General features: G+C 67.8%; 25 protein-coding genes. 14 read left to right on the forward strand and 11 right to left on the reverse strand.

Annotated elements, in window-relative coordinates; translation table 11 throughout:
- The first annotated feature begins 66 nt into the window (after positions 1–66).
- A complete protein-coding gene (locus ACJMK0_RS12135; protein ID WP_405238679.1) occupies positions 67–387 on the forward strand; it encodes a 2Fe-2S iron-sulfur cluster-binding protein in 321 nt (106 codons plus the stop codon).
- A gap of 21 nt (positions 388–408) precedes the next feature.
- Here ACJMK0_RS12135 and ACJMK0_RS12140 read toward each other — a convergent pair whose 3' ends face one another.
- From ACJMK0_RS12140 to ACJMK0_RS12155, 4 genes are all read right to left on the reverse strand, one after another.
- Positions 409–1572 (reverse strand): acyl-CoA dehydrogenase family protein, encoded by a 1164-nt coding sequence (locus ACJMK0_RS12140; protein ID WP_405238680.1) that lies wholly within the window; start codon positions 1570–1572, stop codon positions 409–411.
- 123 nt (positions 1573–1695) lie between these two features.
- The gene (locus tag ACJMK0_RS12145) at positions 1696–2565 is read right to left on the reverse strand and encodes a VOC family protein (protein ID WP_405238681.1); all 870 of its coding nucleotides are present in this window, start codon (positions 2563–2565) and stop codon (positions 1696–1698) included.
- Positions 2562–3209 (reverse strand): isochorismatase family protein, encoded by a 648-nt coding sequence (locus ACJMK0_RS12150; RefSeq protein ID WP_405238682.1) that lies wholly within the window; start codon positions 3207–3209, stop codon positions 2562–2564. Before ACJMK0_RS12150 ends, ACJMK0_RS12145 begins: the two co-directional genes overlap by 4 nt.
- Before the next feature lies 1 nt (position 3210).
- On the reverse strand, positions 3211–4434 hold the full coding sequence (locus ACJMK0_RS12155; RefSeq protein WP_405238683.1) for a CaiB/BaiF CoA transferase family protein: 1224 nt from the start codon (positions 4432–4434) through the stop codon (positions 3211–3213).
- A gap of 185 nt (positions 4435–4619) precedes the next feature.
- On the opposite strand from ACJMK0_RS12155, the gene ACJMK0_RS12160 reads away from it, so the two are divergent.
- The 3 genes from ACJMK0_RS12160 to ACJMK0_RS12170 all read left to right on the forward strand — a co-directional run bounded on the left by ACJMK0_RS12160 (position 4620) and on the right by ACJMK0_RS12170 (position 9684).
- Positions 4620–5546, forward strand: coding sequence for a hydroxymethylglutaryl-CoA lyase (locus tag ACJMK0_RS12160; RefSeq protein WP_405238684.1), 927 nt, complete (start codon positions 4620–4622; stop codon positions 5544–5546).
- Between the two features lie 139 nt (positions 5547–5685).
- Positions 5686–7743: a hydantoinase/oxoprolinase family protein gene (locus tag ACJMK0_RS12165; RefSeq protein WP_405238685.1), complete on the forward strand. Its 2058-nt coding sequence runs from the start codon at positions 5686–5688 to the stop codon at positions 7741–7743.
- Positions 7744–7761: 18 nt separating this feature from the next.
- The gene (locus ACJMK0_RS12170) at positions 7762–9684 is read left to right on the forward strand and encodes a hydantoinase B/oxoprolinase family protein (RefSeq protein ID WP_405238686.1); all 1923 of its coding nucleotides are present in this window, start codon (positions 7762–7764) and stop codon (positions 9682–9684) included.
- 37 nt (positions 9685–9721) lie between these two features.
- Here the strand turns inward: ACJMK0_RS12170 and ACJMK0_RS12175 are convergent, their stop codons facing one another.
- The gene (locus ACJMK0_RS12175) at positions 9722–10414 is read right to left on the reverse strand and encodes a hypothetical protein (protein ID WP_405238687.1); all 693 of its coding nucleotides are present in this window, start codon (positions 10412–10414) and stop codon (positions 9722–9724) included.
- Positions 10415–10476: 62 nt separating this feature from the next.
- On the opposite strand from ACJMK0_RS12175, the gene ACJMK0_RS12180 reads away from it, so the two are divergent.
- Positions 10477–11130, forward strand: a complete 654-nt coding sequence (locus tag ACJMK0_RS12180) for a GntR family transcriptional regulator (protein ID WP_405238688.1) — start codon at positions 10477–10479, stop codon at positions 11128–11130.
- A 12-nt stretch (positions 11131–11142) separates the two neighbouring features.
- On the opposite strand, the gene ACJMK0_RS12185 is transcribed toward ACJMK0_RS12180, so the two are convergent.
- The 3 genes from ACJMK0_RS12185 to ACJMK0_RS12195 are packed head-to-tail and all read right to left on the reverse strand — an operon-like array spanning position 11143 to position 13425.
- Positions 11143–11727 (reverse strand): peroxidase-related enzyme, encoded by a 585-nt coding sequence (locus tag ACJMK0_RS12185; RefSeq protein WP_405238689.1) that lies wholly within the window; start codon positions 11725–11727, stop codon positions 11143–11145.
- Positions 11728–11743: 16 nt separating this feature from the next.
- Positions 11744–12814 carry a TRAP transporter substrate-binding protein gene (locus ACJMK0_RS12190; RefSeq protein WP_405238690.1) on the reverse strand — a complete coding sequence of 357 codons (1071 nt, stop codon included), beginning with the start codon at positions 12812–12814 and terminating at the stop codon, positions 11744–11746.
- Positions 12811–13425, reverse strand: a complete 615-nt coding sequence (locus ACJMK0_RS12195) for a glutathione S-transferase family protein (RefSeq protein WP_405238691.1) — start codon at positions 13423–13425, stop codon at positions 12811–12813. Before ACJMK0_RS12195 ends, ACJMK0_RS12190 begins: the two co-directional genes overlap by 4 nt.
- A 215-nt stretch (positions 13426–13640) precedes the next feature.
- Between ACJMK0_RS12195 and ACJMK0_RS12200 the strand changes: the two genes are divergently transcribed.
- The 5 genes from ACJMK0_RS12200 (at position 13641) to ACJMK0_RS12220 (ending at position 17660) form a co-directional block, all read left to right on the forward strand.
- Positions 13641–14141, forward strand: coding sequence for a TRAP transporter small permease (locus tag ACJMK0_RS12200; protein ID WP_405238692.1), 501 nt, complete (start codon positions 13641–13643; stop codon positions 14139–14141).
- A 1-nt stretch (position 14142) separates the two neighbouring features.
- Positions 14143–15405, forward strand: a complete 1263-nt coding sequence (locus tag ACJMK0_RS12205; protein WP_405238693.1) for a TRAP transporter large permease — start codon at positions 14143–14145, stop codon at positions 15403–15405.
- Between the two features lie 82 nt (positions 15406–15487).
- Positions 15488–15970: a peroxiredoxin gene (locus ACJMK0_RS12210; protein WP_405238695.1), complete on the forward strand. Its 483-nt coding sequence runs from the start codon at positions 15488–15490 to the stop codon at positions 15968–15970.
- A gap of 8 nt (positions 15971–15978) precedes the next feature.
- Positions 15979–16995 (forward strand): NADP-dependent oxidoreductase, encoded by a 1017-nt coding sequence (locus tag ACJMK0_RS12215; RefSeq protein WP_405238696.1) that lies wholly within the window; start codon positions 15979–15981, stop codon positions 16993–16995.
- On the forward strand, positions 16995–17660 hold the full coding sequence (locus ACJMK0_RS12220; RefSeq protein ID WP_405238697.1) for a hypothetical protein: 666 nt from the start codon (positions 16995–16997) through the stop codon (positions 17658–17660). The genes ACJMK0_RS12215 and ACJMK0_RS12220 overlap by 1 nt, the downstream gene beginning before the upstream one ends.
- A 68-nt stretch (positions 17661–17728) precedes the next feature.
- On the opposite strand, the gene ACJMK0_RS12225 is transcribed toward ACJMK0_RS12220, so the two are convergent.
- Positions 17729–18673 carry an electron transfer flavoprotein subunit alpha/FixB family protein gene (locus tag ACJMK0_RS12225; protein ID WP_405238698.1) on the reverse strand — a complete coding sequence of 315 codons (945 nt, stop codon included), beginning with the start codon at positions 18671–18673 and terminating at the stop codon, positions 17729–17731.
- The gene (locus ACJMK0_RS12230; protein ID WP_405238699.1) at positions 18673–19422 is read right to left on the reverse strand and encodes an electron transfer flavoprotein subunit beta/FixA family protein; all 750 of its coding nucleotides are present in this window, start codon (positions 19420–19422) and stop codon (positions 18673–18675) included. The genes ACJMK0_RS12225 and ACJMK0_RS12230 overlap by 1 nt, the downstream gene beginning before the upstream one ends.
- 131 nt (positions 19423–19553) lie before the next feature.
- Between ACJMK0_RS12230 and ACJMK0_RS12235 the strand changes: the two genes are divergently transcribed.
- The 3 genes from ACJMK0_RS12235 (at position 19554) to ACJMK0_RS12245 (ending at position 22795) form a co-directional block, all read left to right on the forward strand.
- Positions 19554–20402 carry a sulfurtransferase gene (locus ACJMK0_RS12235; RefSeq protein WP_405238700.1) on the forward strand — a complete coding sequence of 283 codons (849 nt, stop codon included), beginning with the start codon at positions 19554–19556 and terminating at the stop codon, positions 20400–20402.
- Positions 20403–20511: 109 nt separating this feature from the next.
- On the forward strand, positions 20512–20997 hold the full coding sequence (locus ACJMK0_RS12240; RefSeq protein ID WP_405238701.1) for a DUF6491 family protein: 486 nt from the start codon (positions 20512–20514) through the stop codon (positions 20995–20997).
- A 214-nt stretch (positions 20998–21211) separates the two neighbouring features.
- Positions 21212–22795 (forward strand): FAD-binding oxidoreductase, encoded by a 1584-nt coding sequence (locus ACJMK0_RS12245; protein WP_405238702.1) that lies wholly within the window; start codon positions 21212–21214, stop codon positions 22793–22795.
- Between the two features lie 88 nt (positions 22796–22883).
- On the opposite strand, the gene ACJMK0_RS12250 is transcribed toward ACJMK0_RS12245, so the two are convergent.
- Positions 22884–23186: a YciI family protein gene (locus ACJMK0_RS12250; protein ID WP_405238703.1), complete on the reverse strand. Its 303-nt coding sequence runs from the start codon at positions 23184–23186 to the stop codon at positions 22884–22886.
- Positions 23187–23368: 182 nt separating this feature from the next.
- Between ACJMK0_RS12250 and ACJMK0_RS12255 the strand changes: the two genes are divergently transcribed.
- A complete protein-coding gene (locus tag ACJMK0_RS12255; protein ID WP_405233315.1) occupies positions 23369–23884 on the forward strand; it encodes a MaoC family dehydratase in 516 nt (171 codons plus the stop codon).
- Positions 23885–23900 lie beyond the last annotated feature (16 nt).

Below are 23900 nucleotides of genomic sequence, written 5' to 3' on the forward strand. Positions count from 1 at the left end.
CTCGCATCAGTGGTTTATGAACTACGGCGCGTCCAGGCCGGCGCGCCTTTTTTGTGAGAGCGGAGAATGCCCAGGATCACCTACGTCAGCACCGACGGAGAACGCCACGACGTCGAGGTCGAGACCGGCTACACGGTCATGGAAGGCGCGATGGACAACAACATCGAGGGTATCGTCGCGGAATGCGGCGGCGCCTGCGCCTGCGCCACCTGCCACGCTTACATCGACGAGGCCTGGCTCGGCAAACTGTCCGACATGGACGACATGGAAGACAGCATGCTGGACGCGGCGTATGAGCGCCGACCCACGAGCCGGCTCACCTGCCAGATCGAGGTGACCGACGAGCTGGACGGCCTCGTCGTCTACGTCGCCGAGAACGAACTCTGACGCCGGCAGCGGCGGGGCCCCTCAGCGGAGTCCCGTCTCCTGCCTCGCGATGACCATGCGCTGCACCTCGCTGGTGCCCTCGTAGATCTCCGTGATCTTCGCGTCGCGGAAATAGCGCTCCACCGGCAACTCCTTGCTGTAGCCCATCCCGCCGTGGATCTGTACGGCCTGATGAGTGATGTACATGGCCGCCTCGGAGGCGAACAGTTTCGCCAGGCTGCCGTTCAGCGTGTTGCGGGCACCGGTCTTCTTTGCCTCGTCCTTCGCCCACGCGGCGCGCAGCGTCAACAGCCGCGCCGCTTCCAGGCGGGTCTTCATGTCGGCGATCTTGGCCTGAATCATCTGGAAGCTGCCGATGGGGGAGCCGAATGCCTCACGCTCCCTGGCGTACTCGAGCGAGGCCTCGTAGGCTGCCCGCGCAATGCCGACGGCCTGGGCCGCGATGCCGATGCGCCCGGCGTCCAGCACGGTCATGGCGATCTTGAAGCCCTGACCTTCGTCGCCGAGTCGGTGCTCCACGGGGCACTGGTAGTCCGTGAGTTCGATCTCGCAGGTGGCCGAGGCGCGGATGCCGAGCTTGGGTTCCGTCTTGCCGCGGCTGAAGCCTTCCTTCTCCGTGTCGATCAGGAATGCGCTGACGCCGCCGGCGCCCTTCTCGGGGTCGGTCATGGCGAACAGCACCAGATAGCGGGCGACGGGGCCCGACGTGATCCAGGACTTCTTGGCATTGATCACGTAATGGCTGCCGTCGTCCGACAGCACCGCGCGGGAACGCATGTTGCCGGCGTCGGAGCCGGATTGGGGTTCGGTGAGCGCGTAGGCGCCGATGGCTTCGCCCGAGGCGACCGGCGTCACGAAAGCCTTCTTCTGATCCTCGGTACCGAACAGCAGTATGCCGTTGCAATAGAGGGAGTTGTTGACTGAGACGATCGTGCTGTGGGCGGCGTCCGCCGCGGCGATCTCCTCCATCATCAGGACGTAGCCGACGGCGTCGAGTCCCGCGCCGCCGTACTCCTCGGGCACCTCGATGCCCATGAAGCCGAGTTCACCCGCCTTGCGGATGGTCTCCTCGGGGAATTCGCCGCTCTCGTCGAATCTGGCTGCGACCGGCGCGATCTCGTTCTGTGCGAACTCACGTGCCGCGGCCTGGATCATCTCCTGGTCTTCGGTCAGTGAAAAATCCATAGTCAGCTCCTTTTGTCCGCCCCGATTATACGGTGTATGAAAGATCGTTTGTGCGTTGCAGCGCGATGCCTGCCGGGCCGCCCGTCCCTGTGAAGGGGCTGTCCAGATCGGCGTTGCGCGGGGTCAGGTCCGGATGAGTTCGAGCAGCTCGCCGGCCGCGCCGGTGGTGAGCGCGCTCGGCGCGCCGTGATAGGGCGGGGCGGAGAAGCGCCCGGCCGGAAGGTCGTCCGGCAGCAGATCGGCGGCGAAGCTCACCATCGCGATGCCCGGCGGCAGTCCGCCGGGCGGGCAGTCCCGCGGCGTCGTCGTGGCGGGATAGTCGTCCACCTCGATCAGGGACTGGCCCGCCAGCGGCATCGCGGCGATGGGGTGCATGGTGTCTGCCGGCAGGTCGAGGGCCTGCGACAGCACCGAGATGCGGGCCTCCATGACGGGTGCCTCGGGCACACCCAGGCTGCGGTGGTAGAACGCCTGCATGGCCGCCATGTCCGTGCCGCCCAGGATGACGATGAAGGTCCGGTCCACGGGGCAGGCCGGCCGGGGCAGATCGAACCCGGGCAGCTGCTCCTTGACCATGGTCAGGTAGAGCACCTCTTCCGCCGGCCCGATCACCTGCATCGCCCGGATGGCGTCCGAGAAGGACAGGTCCTCCGGCGGGCCGACGATACGGAACGGAGAGTCCGCGAGTTCGGCCGCCAGCCGGTCGACGTCCTCCACGATCAGCTCGGCGGCGTTCCAGCCCCAGGTCGTCAGCGGACGGTATTCGGGAGGCAGTGGCTGGGCGATGAAGCGGAAACAGAAATCGCCTCCGGCGGCCGGGCCGAGCAAGGCGCAGTCGGCGTCGGCGAGGGCGGGGGCGCCCAGGTAGTCGGCCTGCGCGGACGCCAGCCGCTCCTCGTGGAAGAGACGGTAGCCGAGGTATTGCCGGTACGTCTCCACGGCATGGGAGAGGTCCGGCACGGTGACGGTGACGCAGCGTATCGGCCCTATCACGGCTGCCTTGCCTCCGCCCGGTAGCGCTCGAGGCGGCCAAGGGCGGTATCCAGGGCGATGACCTCTGCATACTTCGCCTGCAGGTCGAACAGATTCGCCTCGTGGGGAGCGGGATCCCGGTCCCCGACCGCCTCGCGCACGACGAACGGCAGGAAGCCGTGCTGGATGGCGTCCACCGTGGTCGCGCGGATGCAGCCGCTGGTCGTGAGTCCGGCGATGAATACGGTATCGATGCCGAGGCTCGTCAACGTCGAGGCGAGGGAGGTGCCGAAGAACGCGCTGGCGTATTGCTTGGTGACCACCGGCTCGCCGTCCAGTGGCTCGAGTCCTTCCGCAAACTCACCGTAGGCAGAGCCGCGGTCGAGGCAGCGCAGCGCCCCCACCTTGCGATAGAACACACCGCCGTCCATACCGCCGGGCATGAAGGCCACGTTGGTGTGGAGCACCGGGATGCCGGCGTCCCGGGCCCCGGCGAGCAGCTCACGGCATCGCGTCAGCGTATCCTCCACGCCGGCGTACAGCGGGCAGTCGGGGTCCAGGTAGGCACGCACGAAGTCGACGACGAGGAGCGCGGGACGTGCCCCGGGCTGCAGCGCGCGGCCGAAGCCGGCCTGCCGATAGTCGTCCTCGAGCCTGTCCGCCACGTCAGATCACTCCGTTCTCACGGAGAGCCTTCAGGCGCTCGGCGTCATAGCCGGGCAGGTCCGCGAGGATTTCTTCGGTGTGCTCGCCGAGGGCGGGACCCGGACTGCGCACCGAGCCCGGGGTGCCCGAGAGTTTCGGCGCCACGTTCTGCATCTTCAGCGTGCCGAACTCCGGGTGCAGGGTCTCGATGATCGCCTGGCGCGCCTGAAAGTGGGCATCCTCCAGCATCTCCGGAGCGCGGTAGATGCCGCCGGCCGGAATGCCGTGTTCCTCCATGAGTTCGATGAGTTCCTTCTGGTCCTTCGTGCGGGTCCAGTCGGCCACCAGCTCGTCGAGCTCCTGCTGGTTCGCCCCGCGCGCCGAGTGGTTGTGGTAACGCTCGTCCTCGGCGAGTTCCGGCCGGCCCATGGCGGCGGTCAGGCGCCGGAAGACGGTGTCCTGGTTGGCGGCGATCAGCAGCAGCTTGTCGTCCCGGGTGGGGTAGACGTTGGACGGGGCGACGCCGGGCAGGATGGAGCCCTGCCGCTCGCGGATGTAGCCCGCCTTGTCGTATTCGGTGATGAGCGATTCCATCATGTTGAGGACCGCCTCGTAGATGGCCGAGTCGACCACCTGCCCCTCGCCGGTGCGCTCCCGGTGGTGCAGTGCCGCGAGGGCGCCGACCGTGGCGAAGGTGGCCGCCAGGGAGTCGCCGATGCTGATGCCCACCCGGCTCGGCGGCGCGGAGGGGTCGCCGCAGACGTAGCGCAGCCCGCCCATCGATTCGCCGACCGCGCCGAAGCCGGCCCGTTTGGCGTAGGGGCCGGTCTGACCGAACCCGGACACCCGGATCATGATGAGTCCCGGGTTGATCTTCTTCAGCTCTTCGTAGGAGAGATTCCAGCGCTCCATCGTGCCCGGCCGGAAATTCTCCAGCAGGAAGTCGGCCTCGCGGACCAGGTCGCGCACGATCTGCTGACCTTCCTCGACCCGGAGATTCACCGTGACGGATTTCTTGTTGCGCGCGATCACCGGCCACCAGAGGGATTTGCCGTGGGCCTTCTCCTGGCCCCAGTCGCGCATCGGATCGCCCTGGCCGGGCGGCTCGATCTTGATCACCTCAGCGCCGAAATCGCCCATGAGCTGGCCGCAGAAAGGGCCGGCCAGCAGCGTGCCCATCTCGATCACCCGCAGATCGGACAGCGGTCCCCGGTTAGTGTCACGATTCGCCGATTCGCTCGCCATGGTTCTCCCTCTGAATGCGCGTGGCGGCGCGGCACGCACCGCCGGTTGGAATCCCGGTAGTGTATACAATTTTGCCGGATCTGCGTTAAGGCATTCAGGATTCTCTTGTCTGTTGCAGTCACTTGTATACAATAGGTTCGCTTCCAGCGACCCGAAATTGCCGACCAGAGAATTGCCGACGTGACATGAAGCGCAGCATCTCCATCATCGAAGTCGGGCCCCGGGACGGACTGCAGTCCGAGCCGGAGATCCTGCCCGTCGAGATCAAGGCGGAATTCATCCGCCGCGCGGTGGACGCCGGCATACGGCGTCTCGAGGTGGCGAGCTTCGTCAATCCGAAGAAGGTGCCGCAGATGGCCGGCGCCGAAGAACTGGTGGCGGCGCTGCCGCAACGCGACGACGTCACCTACATCGGCCTGGTACTGAATCAGCGTGGCTTCGAGCGGGCCCGCGACTGCGGCATCGACGAGGTCGGGATGGTGGTGGTGGCCAGCGATACCTACAACCGCCGCAATCAGGGCGTGAGCAGCGACGAGTCCGTGGAGACGTGGCTGAAGATCGCCGCGCAGGCGAAGGCGGCCGGTATCCGCGCCAACATCATGGTCTCGTCCGCGTTCGGCTGCCCCTTCGAAGGGGAGGTGGCGCCGGAACGGGTGCTGGAGATCGTGCGACGGGTGGCGGAGGCCGAACCGGTGGAGCTGGCGCTGGCGGACAGCATCGGCGTCGCCGTGCCGTCCCAGGTTCGCGACCTGCTAGGTCGCGTGGCCGAGACGGTCCCCGGCATGCCGCTGCGCTGCCATCTGCACAACACCCGCAACACGGGGCTCGCCAACGCACAGGCGGCGGTCGAGGCCGGCGTTGCTTCGCTCGATGCCAGCATCGGCGGCATCGGCGGCTGCCCGTTCGCGCCGGCGGCGACGGGCAACATCCCGACCGACGATCTCGTGTACATGCTGGAGCGCTCCGGCATCGAGACGGGCGTGTCGCTTGCGAAAATCATCGAGACCAGCCTCTGGCTGGAGAAGCAGCTCGGGCGGGGGGTTCCGGCGATGCTGCCGAAGGCGGGCATCTTCCCGGACGTGGCGACGGAGCGCGCCTCCGCCGGGGGGTGAGGGCGCGGTTGCGGGCCGCGCGCAAAGCCGCGAGACTCCGGTTATCCTGTCCGGGGCTCCGGGAGAGAAAACGACACGACTGGGGTACGGCGAACGCGGCGTACCTGTGGATATGAACCAAAGCCATTAAGGGGAAGCCATGGCCTACCGACTCGGCGTGGACGTGGGAGGCACGTTCACAGATCTCTTGCTCGTGGACGAGAAGAACGGGGATACCTGGACCGCGAAGGTCCCGAGTACGCCTGCGGACTCCTCCATCGGCGTTCTCAACGGCATCGCCAAGATCTGTGACGAGGCGGGCATCGACCCGAAGAAGATCACGCATGTCATGCACGGCACCACCGTGGCCACGAACACGATCCTGGAGGGCAAGGGCGCCACGGTCGGGCTGGTCACCACCCAGGGCTACCGGCAGGTGCTGCAGATCGCCCGCTCGTTCGTGCCGGGTGGCCTGGGCGGCTGGGTCATCTACAACAAGAGCGCGCCGCTGGCGCCGCTGGCCCTGACGGTCGAGGCCGAGGAGCGCATGGGCGCCGACGGCAAGGTGGTCACGCCGCTCGACAAGGGCAAGCTCGAGAAGGAGCTGAAGCGGCTGAAGGGCCGGGGCGTGGAAGCGTTGACGGTCTCGCTGATCAACTCCTACGCCAACCCGGCCAACGAGCGCGAGGTGGCGAAGGTCGCCAAGAAAGTCTTCCCGAAGATGCCGGTATCGCTGTCTTCCGAGGTGGTGCCGGAGATGCAGGAGTACGAGCGCACGATCACGACGGTGGCCAACTCCTACGTGCGTCCGAAGGTGGACGCCTACATCAACAACCTGCGCCGTAACCTGCGCAAGGACCTGAACAAGGAAGTGCAGCTGCACGTGTTGCGCTCGGACGGCGGCCTGGCCTCGGCCACCCAGGCGCGGAACTACCCGGTCAACCTGCTCATGAGCGGTCCCGCCGGCGGCGTCTCGGGGGCCATCTGGGTGGCGAAGCAGGCCGGGTATCCGAACCTGCTGACCTTCGACATGGGCGGCACCTCGACGGACGTGGCGCTGGTCGAGAACGGCTACGCGCAGCTGCGCCGCGAGACCAGCGTGGGCGACGTGACCGTGCGCGCCTCATCGGTCGACGTGCGCACCGTCGGCGCCGGCGGCGGCTCCATCGCCCACGTGCCCGAACTCACCGGCGCGCTCCGGGTCGGACCGGAGAGTGCCGGCGCCGATCCCGGTCCCGCCGCCTACAACAAGGGCGGCGAGGCCCCCACGGTCACCGACGCCAACGTGGTGCTGGGCTACCTGCCCACGGACGCCCGTCTCGGCGGCGACATGGAGATCCGCCGTGACCTGGCCGAGAAGGCGGTCAAGCAGGTGGCCGACGCGCTGGGGCTGCCGCTGAAGCGCGCCGCCGAGGGCATCATCAAGCTGGTGAACGAGAACATGTTCGGCGCCCTGCGGCTGGTCTCGGTGGAGAAGGGCTACGACCCGCGGGAGTTCGCCCTCATCGCCTTCGGCGGTGCCGGTCCGCTGCACGCGAACGCCCTCGGCCGGCTGATGAACTCCTGGCCCGTGATCATCCCGCCCGGCCCGGGTGTGCTCTGCGCCTATGGTGACGCCACCACGCGCATGCGCAACGAGGCAGCACGCACCTATATCAAGCGTTTCTCCAATACGACGCCGGCCGGCCTCGAGAAGATCTTCACCCAGCTCGCGGCGAAAGCCTCGAAGACCCTGGACAAGGAGGGCGTGGCCAAGAAGGACCAGACCATCTCCTACCAGGCGGACCTGCGCTATCACGGCCAGGGTCTCACCCTGACGGTGGACGTGGACCTCGCTGACATCAAGAAGAAGGGCCTCGACGCCATCGGCGACCAGTTCGACGAGATGCATCGCCAGCTCTTCACCTTCGCCCTCGATGAGGAGAAGGAACTGGTGAACCTGCGTGCGGTGGTGAACGGCAAGGCCACCACCGTGAAGCCGGCGGTCATCGAGAAGGGCGGCAGGAGCGCGAAGGACGCCGTGATCGCGGAACACAAGGTCTACGTGGACGGCAAGGACCGCGACGCGAAGCTGTATCACCGTTCGAAACTGAAGGCGGGCAACGAGATCCCGGGTCCGGCCATCGTGCTGGAGATGGACTCGACGACGCTGATACTGCCCGGACACACCGGCAAGGTGGACGAGTTCGGCAATATCCTCATCCGCCCCGATGCATGATTACGAAGGGAGCACGACATGCCTGCAAGACTAGTTGAGACCAAGCCGCGCAAGTTCAAGCGGGAGAAGATCGACCCGATCACACTCGACATCATCGAGAACGCCATGCAGAACGCGCGCTGGGAAATGGACACCGTGCTGTTCCGCACCGCCATGTCGCCGGGCATCCGGGAGCAGCACGACGAGTTCCCGATGATCGCCAACGTGGACGGCAAGATGGTCGTCGGCCAGTTCGGCAGCTTCATCCACGGCTTCAAGGAAGCCTATGACGGCACCATCGAGGAAGGCGACATCTTCCTCACCTCGGACCCCTACGCCTGCAACGGTGCCGTCAGCCACGCGAACGACTGGCTGCTGCTGCGCCCCATCTTCAAGGATGGCCGTCTGATCGCCTACTCGGCCATGTTCGGCCACATGACCGACATCGGCGGCAAGGTGCCGGGTTCGCTGCCCACGGATGCGCGCCAGATCTACGAGGAAGGCATCTGCGTGCCGCCCACGAAGATCTACAAGAAGGACGAGTTGCAGGAGGACGTCCTGGAGCTGATCCTGCACAACTGCCGCCTGCCGCACTGGAACCGGTCCGACTTCAACGCGATCGTCGCGGCCGTGCGCACGGCGGAGAAGCGGGTGATCGAACTCGCCGAGCGCTTCGGCGACGACATCCTGTACTCGGCGCTGGAAGACCTGCTGGACCGCAACAAGCGGGCGATGGGCAGGCTCATCAAGGATACGGTGCCGACGAAGAAGCAGGTGTTCGAGGACTACCTCTGCGACGACGGCCTGGGCATGGGCCCGTACAAGATCCGTTGCGCGATGTGGCGCGAGGGTAACAAGGTCATCTTCGACTTCGAGGGGACCGACCCGCAGTCGATCGGCTCGGTGAACTTCCTCCTCAACGAGGAGATGTTCAAGATGTTCTGCGGCGTGTACATGATCATGGTCTTCGATCCGCAGATCATGTTCAACGACGGCTTCTACGACCTGATGGAAGTGCGCATCCCCGAGGGCACGCTGCTGAAGCCGAAGAAGCCCGCGGCGCTGTCCTGCCGCACCCACGCGCTGGGCCGCATCTTCGACGTGCTCGGCGGGCTGCTCGGCCAGGGCAACCCGGACTTCCTCTGTGCCGCCGGATTCTCCGACAGCCCGCACTTCATGTATTCGGGCTACGACAAGAACGGCGAGTGGTATCAGCTTTACCAGATCGGCTTCGGCGGCGTGCCGGGCAAGCCCTCGGGCGACGGCCCGGACGGCCATTCACTGTGGCCGAGCTTCACCAACGTCCCGAACGAGTTCCTGGAGAGCTATTTCCCGTTGCGTATCGACGTCTACGAGACCATCCCGGACAGCGGCGGACCCGGTTTCCACCGCGGCGGCAATGCGCTGCGGGTGGGCTATCGCTTCCTGGAGGACGGCGAGATATCCATCCACGACGACCGCTGGCTGACCTATCCGTGGGGCGTCAACGGCGGCCTGCCCGGTCAGCGCAGCCAGAAGATCCTGATGCGCACCGACGGCAGCCGGGAGTTGCTGCAATCGAAGTGCGACCGGATCGAGGTGCGCGAGGGCGATCTGCTCTATTTCGACACCTGGGGCGGCGGCGGCTGGGGCGATCCCCTGGAGCGGCCCGTGGAGAAGGTGGTGGCCGACGTCGATGCCGGCCTCGTCACCCTGGACGGCGCGCGGCGCTACGGCGTCGTGCTGCATTCGGACCTCCGCGTCGACGAGAAGAAGACGAAGGCCCTGCGCGCGCGCATGGCGAAGAAGCGGGGCCCGGCCCAGCTGTTCGACAAGGGCGGCACCATCGAGGAGCTGAAGAAACGCTGCAAGCGCGAGACGGGGCTGAACCCGCCGCGACAGCCGGAGTTCAAGACCTGGGTGAAGGCCGACAACCGGGTGCAGGTGAAGAAGAAGGGCGGGCGCAAGTCGAAGGCGGCCTGACGGCCGTCCTGACCCGTGCCGCCGTCAGACGGCGACGTCAGACGGCGGCGGCGAGCATCGGCTTCGTGACGCCGAGGAACGCGGCCAGGAACAGGAGGCCGTAGAGGGTATGGACGTAGCGCAGGGCGTGGTTGATGGCGCCGCTGATGCGGGTCTCCAGCGCGGCTGAGCTGCCGGATCGGGCGAGCTCGCCCATCGCCGGGATCAGGGGCAGGAAGGCGCGGTCGATGCCGATGGCAGCGAGGCACACGAAGCCGTACAGGCCGATCTTCAGCGCGAGCCAGCCGGGAACGGCTGCCTCGCCGCTGCCGGCGAGGAGCCACAGGGCGGCCAGGCCGCAGGCCAGGGCCACTGCGACCAGCCAGACGCGCTGTACGGCTGCCAGCAGGCCCTGTACGGGCTTGCCCTCTGCGGCTAGCAGTGCGAGGGTCAGGGTCAGCCACGCGGCGGTGAGGGCCCAAAGCAGGCCGAGAGCCCAACCGGGCAACGGGAGCGTGCCGCCGAGGTAACCCAGCGTCGCGCCGACGGCGAACATGAGACTGAAGGCGATGCGGGGCAGGAGATCGATCCGGAGGGCCAGATCGAGCAGCGTGAGTCGCTCGGCAGGACTCAGGGCGGCATCGCGGACGCGCCGCGCGGCCAGCAGGACGCCGAGGTCGGTACCGAGCCAGAAGACGAGTAGCAGGATATGCAGGTAGTCCAGCAGGCCGTAGATCGTGATGCCGCTCAATGGGTTGCTCCGCTCGTCGCCGTGGGTGCCTGGTTCGCGATATTAGCCGGGGGGAGGGCAGGGTGAAAGCCGTCGAAAAAGCCTATGCGGCGGTCCGGGACGGCATCGTGTCGGGCAAGTACGAGCCGGGTACGCGCATTACCGAGCAGGAGGTGGCCGAGCTGGCAGGCGTCAGCCGCACGCCGGTGCGCGAGGCGTTGCGTCAGCTGAACGTCGAGGGGCTGCTGGAATTCGTGCCGAATCAGGGCGCGGTCGTCACCAGCTGGTCCGAGCGCGAGCTGGACGAGATCTTCGACCTGCGCGCGGTGCTGGAGTCTTTCGCAGCCGCCCAGGCCGCGCGGCACGCGGATGCGCAGACGGTGGCCCGCCTGCGCTCGCTGGCCGAGCAGCAGGTGCAGGCCTCCCGGCAGCGCAAGCCGGGCTATCCCGCGCGCATCAGCGAGCTGAACGATCGCTTCCACCACGAGATCGCCGAAGCCTGCGGCAACCGGCTGCTGCGCAACATCCTCACCACGCTGACCCAGTCGGCGCTGGTCACACTGACCTTCCGCAACTACGACACCGAATCGCTGGTCCGCAGCGCCCAGCACCATCTCGAGCTGGTGGCGGCCATCGAGGCGCGGGACCCCGACTGGGCCGCTTCGGTCATGCGCAGTCACATCCTGGCGGCGCGTCGCGTGTTCGGACTGGCGCCGCGGGAGAAAGCGGCGAGCTAGCGTCCGGCCGCTTCAGCCCGAACGGTGCGCGGCGTGGTACTCCCGGTTCGGCATCATGTCCACCGCCGTGGCCATCCGGTTGCTCATGTTGAAGAACGCGGCGACGGCCGCGATGTCCCAGATATCGCGTTCGCTGAAGCCGTAGCTGCGCAGCTCCTCCCGGTCCTCGTCCACGATCTGGTGGGGCGTGACCGTGAGTTTCCAGGCGAAATCGAGCATCGCCCGTGTGCGCGGTTCCAGCGGCGCCACCCGGTAGTTCATCACCAGCATCTCGCCGAGTTCGGGGTCACCGGACATCTCCCGCACTGCGGCACCATGGGCGACCAGGCAGTAATAGCAGTGGTTGGCGGAGGAGACCACGACGGCGATCATCTCCCGCTCCAGGGGCGTGAGGCCGGACTCCTCCAGCATCAGGCCGTTGTAGAAGCCGGCGAAGGTGCGCAGCTGACCCTGGTCGAAGCTGTGAGCCTTCAGCACGTTCGGCACCATGCCGAGCTTCTCCTCGCAGACCCGGAAGTATTTCGCCATGTCGGGGTCGAGGTCGGCAGGATCCGGTAATTCGATATCCAGGGCGATGATGTAATCGGGCTGTGGCATGGTCGTCGTTCCTCCGTCAGTTGCGCTCGGCCGCCGCGCTTTCGGCCGGAACTTTGCCGGCCTCCTGCAGGCGGGCCCATTCGCGTTTCCCCTCCTGCACCCGGCGGTAGATCTCCCGCGCCCGCCCGCCGACGCGCTCCAGCAGCGTCTCGTGGGTACCGGCCAGCGCGGCGCGCCAGCGCTGCCGCTGTTCCTCGTCCAGCCGGTGGATCTCCACCGACTGGGCGGGTAGCTGCTCGGTCAAGATGTTTGCGAGGACCCGCCGCACGTCGTCGCGGCTGTACTGCAGCGGGTCCAGGGAGTCCATGATCACCTGCCGCTTGCGCTCGGACAGCGCGCGGAACCAGGCCCGGTTGGCGACGATGAGTCCGGTGTCGAAGGCGTGACGGGTCAGGGTCAGGTGCCTGGCCTCCCGGGAGATGCCGGCGATGGCGTACATGCCGGTGCCGCTCTGGCCGCTCTCGATCAGGCCGGTCTGCAGCGACGGGATCACCTCGGAAAAGGTGACCGGCGTGCTGTCGGCACCGATGGCCTCCGTGAAGACCTGGGAGCCGATCGCGTTGGAGGCCCGCATCGGCCGGTCCCGGGCATCTTCCGGCGTGATGATGGGTGTCAGTCCGTAGATGTGCGTCCAGCCGACCTCGGCCCACTGCAGCAGCTCCATGCCCTTCGCGGCGAACAGCTCGCGGAAAGCCGGGGTCAGGTAGTTGTCGATGACGAAGTCGACCTCGCCCGTCGAATCGAACAGATAGGGCGCGAGCAGGACGTTCAGCTCCGGCACCACCACCGCCAGGCCCTGCAGCGAGAAGCCGCCGATGTGGACGCGGCCGCGCCGCAGGCTGGAGAGCATGGTCTCCTCGCTGCCGAGCTGGCCCGTGACGAACATGTCCAGCTCGAGGTCCGTGTCGTTCCTGGCGTGAAAGCGCTCCTCGAAGCGAACCCAGCCCTCGTGCCACGGCGTGCCCGGCGGGCTCAGGGCGGTGACCCGCACTCTCGAGGTATCCGGTGTGCTCTCGCCGCAGCCCGCCGCGAGGCTCAGGAGAACGGCCAGGGCGACGCCCAGGAGACCCGGGCGCAACGGTTTCACGCGGCCTCCATCCCGCGCGCCACGGCCGGCCGGCCGCCGACGCCGTCCGCCCAGCGGCGGATGTTCGGATAGTCCTCGAGCCTGCGGGGCAGGCGGTTGGCCGAGTTGGCGGCGGTCGGGTAGGCGAGCACGTCGGCGATGCTGTACTCGGCGCCCGCCAGGTATTCACATTGCTCCAGCCGCTCCTCCACGATGCCGAGCATGCGTGCGATCTGGCTGTGAACGAACTCGCGCACCCGCGCGTCCTCCGTACCCACCAGTTCCTCCAGCAGGAACTGATTGGCGAACACGTGGCCGAGATCGGTGGCGGCGAAGGCGGCCCACTGCAGCACGGCATAGCGGCCGGGGCCGGCGGCGGGAAGGAGGCGGCCGCTGCGTTCCGCTGCGTAGATGGCTACCGGCAGCGTGCCGTAGATGACCCGGCCCGCATCGCCGTCCCCGGGCTCGATGAAAGGGATCCGTCCCACGGGATTCAGCGCCAGCACCGAGGCGTCCAGGTGTTCCCCGGCGGCGAGATCGAGGATCCGGGTGCGGTAATCCAGGCCTGCCTCCTCGAGAGCGATGGCGGCCTTCTGACCGTTCGCCGTGGCGGCCGTGTAGAGCGTGATCATTGTTTTCCCGTCGTTTTCCCGTCGCTTCTCCGGGGCATCCCGGTGCGCCTGCCATGGTACGCCACGGCCGGCAGCCATGCAGCAGGCCGGTCTCATTCGCACTGGGCGACCGTAGTCTGCGATACTCGGCCCGCGGCGCGATGCCGCGCACGGGACGGTACCGACAGGAGCGTGAAGTTGCCAGTGCTGACAGGCCCGAGCCGCGGGGGCGGGATGTGAAAGACCTGCTGGCCTCGCTGCATCGCGTCGAGCGGACCATCGTGATCGTCGCCTTCAGCGGCATGGTCGGCGTCGTGTTCGCCGACGTGCTGGCGCGGGAGGTCACCGGCATCGGGTTGCCCTGGGCCCGACAGGTCGGCGTCTACTTCAACATCGTCGTCGTCATGTTCGGCATCGGGCTCGCCTCGGCCGCCGGGTCGCACCTGCGCCCCCGGTTCGCAGACGGATGGCTGCCCGCGCGATGGGAGTTCCAGCTCGCTTTCCTGCAGCACGCGCTGTTCGCTCTCTTCTGCGTCGCCTTCGCCGTCGTCGCGACCGACATGGTGGTCACCAGCGTCCGGCTCGACGAGCGCTCCGAGATCCTGCGCCTGCCCGTGTGGCCCATCCAGGCAGTGATCCCCCTCGTGTTCGGCATCGCGGCGCTGCGCCACGGCATCTACGCCGTGCGGCCGGAACTGAGGCCGGCGGCGGCGTCGACCGGCACGGACGACAGCTGACATGGGCGCGCTGTGGCTGCTCGCGCTCGTCCTCGTGCTGCTGGCCCTGCGGCAGAACCTGCTGGTCATCCTCGGTACGGCCGTCGCCTACCTGTACCTGTTCTACACCGAGGACGAGCTCGGCTTCATCGTGCTGGATGCCTGGGGCGCGCTGAACAAGGAAGTCCTGCTGTCGATTCCGCTGTTCATCCTGGCCGGCAACATCATGGCCAAGGGCGGCATGGCGCTGCGCCTGGTGCGGCTGGTCAAGGCGCTCACGGGACCCGTGCCCGGCGGCCTGGCCATCGCCACGGTGCTCTCCTGCGCCATCTTCGCGGCCATCTCCGGCTCGGGCACGGTAACGCTGCTCGCAGTGGGCGCGGTGATGTATCCGGCGCTGTTGCAGGCCGGCTACGGCAAGCGCTTCTCGCTGGGCGCGCTGACCTCGGCCGGCACGCTGGGAATCATCGTGCCGCCATCGATCCCGCTCATCCTGTACGGGGTGATGACGCAGACCTCGATCGCCGATCTGTTCATCGCCGGACTCGGCCCGGCGCTGCTGCTGACCGGCCTGATGGCGGCCTACGCGGTGGCCGTGAACTGGCATCGCGACCGTCAGCCTATCGTGTATGCGGAGGTGCGCGAGGCCGCCTGGCACGGCGTGCTGGCGCTGTTGATGCCGGTGATCATCCTCGGCGGGATCTATACGGGCCACTTCACCGCGACGGAATCGGCCGCCGTCGCCGTCGTCTACGCGCTCCTGGTCGAGGTGCTGGTGCATCGGCAACTCGGCCTCAGGGACGTCGCCGAGGTCATGGCCGATACCGGACGGCTGCTGGGCGGACTGTTCCCGGTGCTGATGCTGGCGCTGGCGCTGAACGTCTTCTTCACCTACCAGAAGGTGCCGGAACAACTGGTGGACTGGCTCAGCGGGCAGATCGACAGCCGGGTGGCCTTCCTGCTGATCGTCAACGTCTTCCTGCTGATCGTCGGCTGCATCATGGATATCGGCTCGGCCATACTGATCCTCGCGCCGATGCTGATGCCGCTGGCCGCCGCCCAGGGCATCGACCCCGTGCACTTCGGCATCATCATGGTGGTCAACCTCGAGATCGGCTACCTGACGCCGCCGCTGGGCCTGAACCTGATCGTCGCGCTCGGGGCATTCCGGGAGAACTTCTGGCTCATCTGCCGGGCCGTGGTGCCGTTCCTTCTGTTGATGCTCGTCGGCCTGGCGGTGGTATCCTTCTGGCCCGAGCTGTCCCTGTTCCTCATCGACGACTGAGGGACGGGACGGCCGCGAAGAAAAAGCAGCGGCGTTGCGCACGAAGACCGCCGCATAACGGTTTCCAGAGAGGAGAGAGCAAATGGCTATCAGTCCCGGAGAACGCATGCCCGAGGGAACGTTCGGCGTGATGACGTCGGAGGGTCCCGGACAGATGACGACCGACGAGCTGTTCAGCGGCAGGAAGGTGGTGCTTTTCGCCGTGCCGGGCGCGTTCACCCCCACGTGTTCCATGAATCATCTGCCCGGCTACGTCGAGCATGCCGACGAATTCGCCGGCAAGGGCATCGATGCCATCGCCTGCATGTCGGTCAACGACGCGTTCGTGATGGGTGCCTGGGGCAAGGATCGGGGCGTCGGCGACAAGGTGCTGATGCTCGCCGACGGCAATGGTGACTACACGCGGAAACTCGGTCTCGAGCTCGACGCCAGCGGTTTCGGCATGGGCCAGCGCAGCCAGCGATTCGCCATCCTGGTCGACGACGGCGTGGCGAAAGTGGTCAACGTCGAGGCGCCCGGGCAGTTCGAGGTGAGTTCGGCGGAGACGATGCTGGCGGCGGTCTGAGCGACGCAGTGACCGCGTCGGTCAATCGCCGGGTCGTCCTGGCACGGGTCCCGGACGGCGTCCCGGTGCCGGAGGACTTCCGCCTGACGGAGGGTGAGGTGCCGGAAGCCGGCGAGGGCGAATTCGTCTCGCGCACGCTCTGGCTGTCGCTCGACCCCTACGTCCGCGGCGTGATCTCCGGCCGTCACATCTCCGCTGACAAGGTCGGACCGGGCGACGTGGTGGTGGGCAGCACCGTATCGGAGATCGTGGCCTCCCGGCACCCGGATTACCGGCCCGGGATGCTCGTTGCCGACCGCAACGGCTGGCAGGAGTACGGCCTGTCGGACGGGGAGGGTGTGCGCGTCCTCGATGCGGACGGGCCGCCCCCGTCGCTCGCCCTGGGCATCCTCGGCATGCCGGGCCTGACCGCCTGGGCCGGCCTGAAGTTCCTGGCCCGTCCCGGGGCCGGCGAAACGGTGGTGGTCTCCGCGGCGGCGGGACCGGTCGGCAGCATGGTCGGCCAGATCGCGCGTCTGAGCGGCGCGCGGGCGGTCGGCATCGCGGGTTCGGCGGAAAAGTGCGAGCTGGTGACCGGGACCTTCGGCTTCGACGATTGCATCGACTACCGCCGGGAGAATCTGCGGCAACGCCTGGCGGCCACATGCCCGGACGGCATCGATGTCTATTTCGACAACGTCGCGGGGGATACCCTCGCGGCCGTGCTGGGCAATCTGGCGCTCGGTGCACGCATCGTGCTCTGCGGCATGATCGACCAGTACAATCGCAGCGGCGAGCCGCCGCCGGGCCCGAACCTCGGACCGGTGATCGGCGCCCGCGCCCATATTCACGGGCTCGTGGTCTACGACTACTACGACCGCTGGGACGAATTCGCGGCGGAGGCCGGGGCCTGGTACCGGGACGGCCTGATCCGGGCCCGGGAGGACGTCACGGACGGTCTTCGGAATGCGCCGGAGGCGTTCTGCCGCCTGATGCGGGGCGAGAATGTCGGCAAGGCCCTGGTCAGGGTGGCGGAGGCAGCCTGATGCTCTACGATCTGCTCGTGCTCGTGCACGTGATCCTGTTCGCCTACTGGCTCGGCGGCGACCTGGGCGTGTTCTACGCCAGCCGCTTCGTCTCCAATCCCGACCTCGGGCGCGAGGCGCGCAAGACTGCGGCGGCCATCATGCTGGCGGTCGACATGTCGCCGCGCATCTGCATGGTGCTGATTCTCCCCGCCGGCCTGCACCTGGCCGCCATCCGCCAGCAGCTGCCGCTGTCCGATGCGGCGCTGGCCCTGATGTGGGTCGCGTCGTTCGTCTGGCTGGCGCTGGTGCTGGCGGTGCACTTCGTGCATGCGCCGCCGGCGGCCCGCGCACTTCAGCGCACGGATTTCGGGCTGCGTCTCGTGGTCATCGCCGCCACGGCGGGTGCCGCCGTGTGGCACATTGTGGATCCGGCCTGGATCCGCGGCGACTGGATCGCGCTGAAACTGCTCCTCTTCGCCGTGACGGTGGGCTGCGGTCTGGCGATCCGCATCGCGCTGAAGCCCTTCGGTCCCGCGTTCGCCAGCCTGATGGAGGAGGGGTCCCGGCCGGCGACCGAGGGAGCCATCCAGCGCAGCCTCACCCGCGCGCGCCCCTTCGTTATCGTGATCTGGGTCGCGCTGGTACTCGAAGCGGCGCTCGGGATCTTCCAGCGGCCCGTCTAGCACCGGTCTGCAGACGCGCACGATGCCCGGATGCGGCGGACGGGGACGCCCGCCGCACCCGCGGCCGATCAGCTGCCCAGCTCGTCCTCGAGCTCCGGGATGGCCTTGAACAGGTCGGCCACCAGGCCGATGTCCGCCACCTCGAAGATGGGCGCATCCTCGTCCTTGTTGATCGCGACGATGGTGCCGGCGTCCTTGATGCCGGTGAGATGCTGGATGGCGCCCGAGATGCCGATGGCGATGTAGAGTTCCGGCGCGATGATCTTGCCGGTCTGACCCACCTGCAGTTCGTTGGGCACGTAACCCGCGTCCACGGCCGCCCGGGAGGCGCCCACGGCCGCGCCGAGCTTGTCGGCCAGCTTGAAGATGATCTCGAAGTTCTCCTCGCTGCCGAGCGCCCGGCCGCCGGACACCACGCGCGGGGCGGTGGCCAGATCCGGCCGGTCCGACGAGCCCGCCTGCAGCTCCAGCCAGCGGGTATGCGTGGGCAGCTCGGCGCCGACCGAGGCCGCCTCAACCTCGGCGCTGCCGCCGTCCGCCGCCGCCTGGTAGGAGGCGGCGCGCACCGTGGCCACCAGCGTCTTGTCCTGCGGCGCCTTCACCGTGATGATCGCGTTGCCGGCGTAGATGGGCCGCTTGAACTCGTACGGCCCCAGCACTTCCATGACGTCGGAGATCTGGTTAACGCCGAGCAGCGCCGCCACCCGGGGCATGAGGTCCTTGCCGAAGCTGGTGGACGGCCCGAGGACGTGGCTGTAGCCGTCGGCGAGCTCGACCACCTGGGGCGCCAGAACCGCGCCGAGGGCATGCTCGTTGGCGTCGTTCTCGACCGTGAGCACCTTCGCCACACCGTCGATGCCGGCCGCCTGTTCCGCCACGGCGGCGGCATCCTTCGCGAACACGGCGACGTGGATCTCGGCGCCCTCGATACCGGAGGCGCATTTGACGCACTTCGGCGTGCTCGGGTTCAGCGATTGCCGGTCGTGTTCCGCAATGATCAGTACTTTAGCCATCAGACCAGCCCCTTTTCCTTCAGTGCATTTACCAGCCCCGCGACGTTTTCCACCATGATGCCCTTCTGGCGCTGGGGCGGCGGCTCGTAGGCGGTGATCTCGAAGTCGGCCCCCACGCTGACCCCGAGGTCGTCGGTGCTCATGGTCTCGAGCGGCTTCTTCTTCGCCTTCATGATGTCCGGCAGCTTCACGTAGCGCGGTTCGTTCAGGCGCAGATCCGCAGTGACCACGGCCGGCAGGTCCACCTCGATCACCTCCAGCCCGACGTCCACCTCACGGGTGATCTTCGCCTTGCCGTCGGCGAGCTCCAGGCCCGAGCAGAACGTCGCCTGGGGGCGGTCCCAGAGCGCGGCCAGCATCTGACCGGTCTGGTTGGCGTCGTTGTCGATGGCCTGCTTGCCGAGGATCACCAGTCCCGGCTCCTCCTTGTCGATGAGGGCCTTGAAGACCCGGGCGGCGCTGAGCGGGTCCACGGCCTCGGCGGTCTCGACCAGAATGGCGCGATCGGCACCCATGGCGAGGCCGGTGCGCAGCTGCTGCTGGGCCTCGCCGGGCCCGATGGAGACCACCACGACCTCGCTGGCGTCGCCGCGCTCCTTGATGCGCAGCGCCTCCTCGAGCGCGATCTCGTCGAAGGGGTTGATGCTCATCTTCACCCCTTCGGTCTCCACGCCACTGCCGTCCGATTTGACCCGGACGCGGACGTTGTAGTCGACGACCCGCTTCAGTCCTACCAGAATCTTGTCCACGAATACTTCTCCTCGGGGGTGCGTGTCGGCACCCTTGTTGGATGACACATGCAAACACGTTATTGTCACTGACCGACGCCGGAGTGACAAGGTGCTGCAATGCAGCGAAAACGGCAACCGTCGACCACCCGATGTCCGAAACCCCGCTCATAGACCCCGCCGAACTCTCCGCCCTCGCGGCCAACGACCGCCTGTGCATCGTCGACTGCCGTTTCGTGCTGTCCGAGCCGGACGCCGGGCGCAGGGCGTACGGGGAGGGGCACCTGCCCGGGGCGGTCTATGCGCATCTCGACGACGACCTCGCGGGCCCGGTGACACCGCTGAGTGGCCGCCATCCGCTGCCGGATCCCGACCACTTCGCCGCGCTGCTCGGCGCCTGGGGCATCCGTCCCGACACGCTGGTCGTCGCCTATGACGACGCCTCCGGGGCGCTGGCGTCACGCCTGTGGTGGATGCTGGGCTGGGTAGGGCACGAGCGGCGGCGGGTCCTCGACGGGGGCATCGACGCCTGGCTTGCCGCAGGACTGGCGCTGACCGTCGCCGAGCCGTCGCCGCCCGGTGCACCGGCTTACCCGGTGCGGCCGGACCCGGAGCGGGTGGCCGGCACGGCAGCGGTGCTGGAGGCATTGGCGGCCGGAGTGCCGGTGCTCGATGCGCGCGCCCGGGACCGCTTCCTGGGCCGGCAGGAACCCATCGACCCCGTGGCCGGCCATATCCCGGGATCGCTGAATCATCCCTTCTCCGCCAACCTGGCCGACGACGGGCGCTTCCTGCCCCCCGCCGAGCTGGCCGCCCGGCTCGCTCGGCTCGGCGTGGGGGAGGATGGCCGCGCGGTCTCGCTGTGCGGCTCCGGCGTTACCGCCTGCCACACCATCCTCGCCGCCGCCGTCGCCGGGCTGCCCGAGCCCCGCCTGTATCCGGGCAGCTGGAGCGAGTGGATACGCGATCCGGAGCGTCCGGTGGCCTCCGGGCGGGACTGAACGGCGCGCACCCGGCGCCGGGAACCGGCGGCGCCCACGGCTGTCTTATTTCTGCAACAGCCCGTTGATGCAGGATCTTGTCCGGCATCATAGCCGCTCGTAAAGTAATATGTATCATTTATTTATAGCTTTTTTATTATGCATTTTCTCGCTTGTGGCAGGCGCCGACGAACGGGTGGAGGCCTCGCCGCAGGCGCTTCTCGAGCCCGCTAACGATTGCATCTTCGCGCGATCCGTCAGAGACTACACTCCGCTCGATCGGTCGCACCTGATCCTGTGGGGACCCTCCCACAAGCGAGCCTACCTGGTCACGGTGACCGGTGCCGCCACGAGCCTCAGGACCGACTGGCGCATCGCTTTCAGGACGCGGGATACGCGTCTCTGCCCTTGGGGTGGCGATGCGATCTTCGTCGACGATCCGGTGCAGCGCGAGCTGCGGATCGCCTCGATCCGCGAGATCAGTGACCGCGACGTCGACACGCTGATGGTCCACTTCGGCCGCCGAGAGGCCGAGGAACAAAAGGCGCCGGAGCCGGCCGACGTGCCGGACGCCGGGGTCGAAGAGCTGGACAGGCCGATACCCAGCCCGCAATAGCGGGTCCGACCTGTCTCGCGATCCGCGCATCATCTCCGTGCGGACCCACCCGGGTGGCCCGTCAGGGTCACCCGGGTTTTTATTGGCCCGGGTTTCATCGTGCCGGGGCCTGTCGGCGGCGCGCGGCATGGGGATTTGACTTTCCCGGCCGAGGACCTAAAGTGTCAGGCCATCCTGACACAGACGCGCGCGAAGACGCGCACGAAACCGCCCCATGGTCGCCAAGTATTCAGAAGAACAGGACCTGATCAGGCAACTCGAGTCCATCTGTGGCGCCGGTTTCGTCTCGACCGATCGGGACGAGCGCGCTTTCTTCTCTCACGACGTGTACCGCAACGGGGCCACCGCGGCCGCGGTGGCGGCGCCGGCCGACGCCGACGAACTCGCGGCGGTCGTGGCGGCGACCACGCGCGCGGGCTATGCCGTGATCGCCCGCGGCGGCGGCATGTCCTACACCGACGCCTACCTGCCCATCTGTGCCAATACGGTGATCGTCGACAGCCGCCGGCTGGACCGGGTACTGGAGGTGAACGCGGAGGACAACTACGTGCGCGTCCAGGCCGGCTGCACCTGGGCGGCGCTGAACGAACGCCTGGCCGAAGAGGGCGTGCGTACGCCCTACTGGGGGCCGCTGTCGGGCATCCGCGCCACGGTGGGCGGTGCGCTCTCCCAGGGCAGCATCTTCCTCGGCTCCGGACGCTACGGCGCGGCCCAGGACAGCGTGCTCGGCCTGGAGGTGATCGCCGCGGACGGCAGCCGCATCGTGACCGGCAGTGGGGCCACGGGCCGCGCGCGGCCGTTCTTCCGCTACCACGGGCCGGATCTCACCGGCCTGTTCACCGGCGACTGCGGAGCGCTGGGCTTCAAGACGGAGGCGAGCCTGCGCCTGATTCGCCGCCCGGCGGCAACCGAATACCTGTCCTGGTCGCTGCCGGACGCCGATGCCCTGTTCCGGGCGATGTCGGCGGTGGCCCGCAGCGAGGCGGCCTCCGAGGTCTTCGCCTTCGACCCGTACCTGCAGTCGCTCCGGATGAAGCGCTCCAGTCTGGCCGAGGACGTCCGCACCCTGGGCAAGGTGGTGGGCGGCGCCGGCTCGCTCGCCCGCGGGCTGCGCGACGGCCTGCAGCTCGCCAGATCCGGTCGCGGCTTCCTGGACGACGTGCCCTATTCGCTGCACGTCAGCGTCGACGGCAGGGACGCGGTGGAGGCGGCGTCCGGCGTCGCGGCCGTGCGCGCTGCCGTCGGCGGTGCGGGGAAGGAAATCGACAACGCCGTGCCGAAGGTGATGCGGGCGAATCCCTTCGCCGAAGTGAACAGCATGCTCGGCCCGGCGGGAGAGCGCTGGGCCCCCGTGCACGGCATCGTTCCACCGTCCGAGGCCGCGGCGCTGTACGCCCGCCTGGAGGCGCTGTTCGAGCGCCACGGCGAAGAGGCCGCGCGGCTCGGGGTACATCACGGTTACCTCTTCTGCACCATCTCCAACCACGCGCTCCTGATCGAGCCGTGCCTGTACTGGCCCGGCGAGCGCACGGCCTTCCATGAACGGGTTATGGACGACGCTCATCTCGCGCGTCTGCCGCGGGGGGAGGACAATCCCGAGGCGGCGGCGCTGGCAGCGCTGCTGAAAGACGAGCTCGCCGACCTGTTCCATGTGGCGGGGGCGACGAGTTTCCAGATCGGCAAGTTCTACCGGTACCGGGAGGGGAGGGATCCCGGCGCGTGGACGCTGCTGCAGGCCGTGAAACGGCAGGTGGATCCCGACGGGCTGATCAACCCCGGCGTACTCGGGCTCGCCTGAGCCGCAGTGCCGTTGCGGCCTGCCGGGACCTAACTAGCGGGGACGGACTACCCGGGCCGAACTACCCGGCCGAACAATCCACGCCGAACTACCAGTTGCGGCCGCCCACCCAGCGGCCGGCCACGCCGCGGAACGGGCGGATGTCCGTCTCGTCCCAGAGCCCGGCAGCGTGGTAGGGGTCGCGTTCCAGGAAAGCCATGGCTTCCTGCCGGTCGCCGACGTCGAGCACGTACAGGCTCCCTTTCATCTCGCCGTCCGGTCCGTCCAGCAGCGGACCGGCCACCAGTATGGTGTCGAGATGCGCCTCCACGAACTCGAGGTGGGCGGCGAGGTGGCGGCGGCGGATCTCCGCGCCGTCCGGTCCGTCCCGCAGCCAGGCTGCCATGGTCATCGGCGTCTCCTTCCAAGTACACATCGGGGCGTGCAGATAGTAGCATTCGCCGGCAGCCATGCCGGCTGCGGGCGACTGGCGACGGCGGCTATCCGGCAGCCCATACTCGAGAGCCCATAGTCGAGTGCCCGAAGTCGGGTACTCGTTGGAAGCGCCGCATGAGAATGGCGCAGAGGAGAACCATGCATAGCAGCAGGGAGGTCGGCCCGAAGCGTTACCGCGAGAGCTTCGGCCGCTACTTCGAGGAATTCGAGCCCGGTGCGGTCTACGAGCACCGTCCCGGCCGCACCGTGACGGCCACCGAGAATACCTGGTTCACCCTGCTCACCATGAACACCCACCCCCTGCACTTCGACGAGCGCTACGGTGCGGCGTCCGAGTTCGGCCGCAACCTGGTGGCCAGCCCGTTCACGCTGTCGCTGCTGGTCGGCATGAGCGTGAGCGACGTGAGCCAGAAGGCCATCGCCAACCTGGGCTGGAAGGAGATCCGGCTGCCTCATCCCGTGTTCGCCGGCGATACGCTGTACGCCGAGACCGAGGTGCTGGAGAAGCGCGAGTCCCGCTCGCGCCCGGAGGCTGGCATCGTCACGGTGCGCACGATCGGCCGCAATCAGGACGGCGTGGTGGTGTGTGAATTCGAGCGCACGATGCTGATACCGAAACGCGGCCACGCCGTCGACGACCGCATCGATTACTGAATCGCGACATCGCGAC

Origin of the sequence: Lentisalinibacter orientalis, assembly GCF_040706535.1 — a bacterium.
Classification (GTDB): Bacteria; Pseudomonadota; Gammaproteobacteria; order Steroidobacterales; family Woeseiaceae; genus Lentisalinibacter; species Lentisalinibacter orientalis.

Coding starts and splice junctions, on each gene's coding strand:
- ACJMK0_RS12235 (WP_405238700.1), top strand. CDS start 19,554: ATGTCCGAAACCCCGCTCATAGACCCCGCCGAACTCTCCGCCCTCGCG.
- ACJMK0_RS12185 (WP_405238689.1), bottom strand. CDS start 11,727: ATGCCACAGCCCGATTACATCATCGCCCTGGATATCGAATTACCGGAT.
- ACJMK0_RS12255 (WP_405233315.1), top strand. CDS start 23,369: ATGCATAGCAGCAGGGAGGTCGGCCCGAAGCGTTACCGCGAGAGCTTC.
- ACJMK0_RS12165 (WP_405238685.1), top strand. CDS start 5,686: ATGGCCTACCGACTCGGCGTGGACGTGGGAGGCACGTTCACAGATCTC.
- ACJMK0_RS12245 (WP_405238702.1), top strand. CDS start 21,212: ATGGTCGCCAAGTATTCAGAAGAACAGGACCTGATCAGGCAACTCGAG.
- ACJMK0_RS12160 (WP_405238684.1), top strand. CDS start 4,620: ATGAAGCGCAGCATCTCCATCATCGAAGTCGGGCCCCGGGACGGACTG.
- ACJMK0_RS12220 (WP_405238697.1), top strand. CDS start 16,995: ATGCTCTACGATCTGCTCGTGCTCGTGCACGTGATCCTGTTCGCCTAC.
- ACJMK0_RS12240 (WP_405238701.1), top strand. CDS start 20,512: ATGTATCATTTATTTATAGCTTTTTTATTATGCATTTTCTCGCTTGTG.
- ACJMK0_RS12250 (WP_405238703.1), bottom strand. CDS start 23,186: ATGACCATGGCAGCCTGGCTGCGGGACGGACCGGACGGCGCGGAGATC.
- ACJMK0_RS12205 (WP_405238693.1), top strand. CDS start 14,143: ATGGGCGCGCTGTGGCTGCTCGCGCTCGTCCTCGTGCTGCTGGCCCTG.
- ACJMK0_RS12195 (WP_405238691.1), bottom strand. CDS start 13,425: ATGATCACGCTCTACACGGCCGCCACGGCGAACGGTCAGAAGGCCGCC.
- ACJMK0_RS12155 (WP_405238683.1), bottom strand. CDS start 4,434: ATGGCGAGCGAATCGGCGAATCGTGACACTAACCGGGGACCGCTGTCC.
- ACJMK0_RS12225 (WP_405238698.1), bottom strand. CDS start 18,673: ATGGCTAAAGTACTGATCATTGCGGAACACGACCGGCAATCGCTGAAC.
- ACJMK0_RS12135 (WP_405238679.1), top strand. CDS start 67: ATGCCCAGGATCACCTACGTCAGCACCGACGGAGAACGCCACGACGTC.
- ACJMK0_RS12210 (WP_405238695.1), top strand. CDS start 15,488: ATGGCTATCAGTCCCGGAGAACGCATGCCCGAGGGAACGTTCGGCGTG.
- ACJMK0_RS12140 (WP_405238680.1), bottom strand. CDS start 1,572: ATGGATTTTTCACTGACCGAAGACCAGGAGATGATCCAGGCCGCGGCA.
- ACJMK0_RS12170 (WP_405238686.1), top strand. CDS start 7,762: ATGCCTGCAAGACTAGTTGAGACCAAGCCGCGCAAGTTCAAGCGGGAG.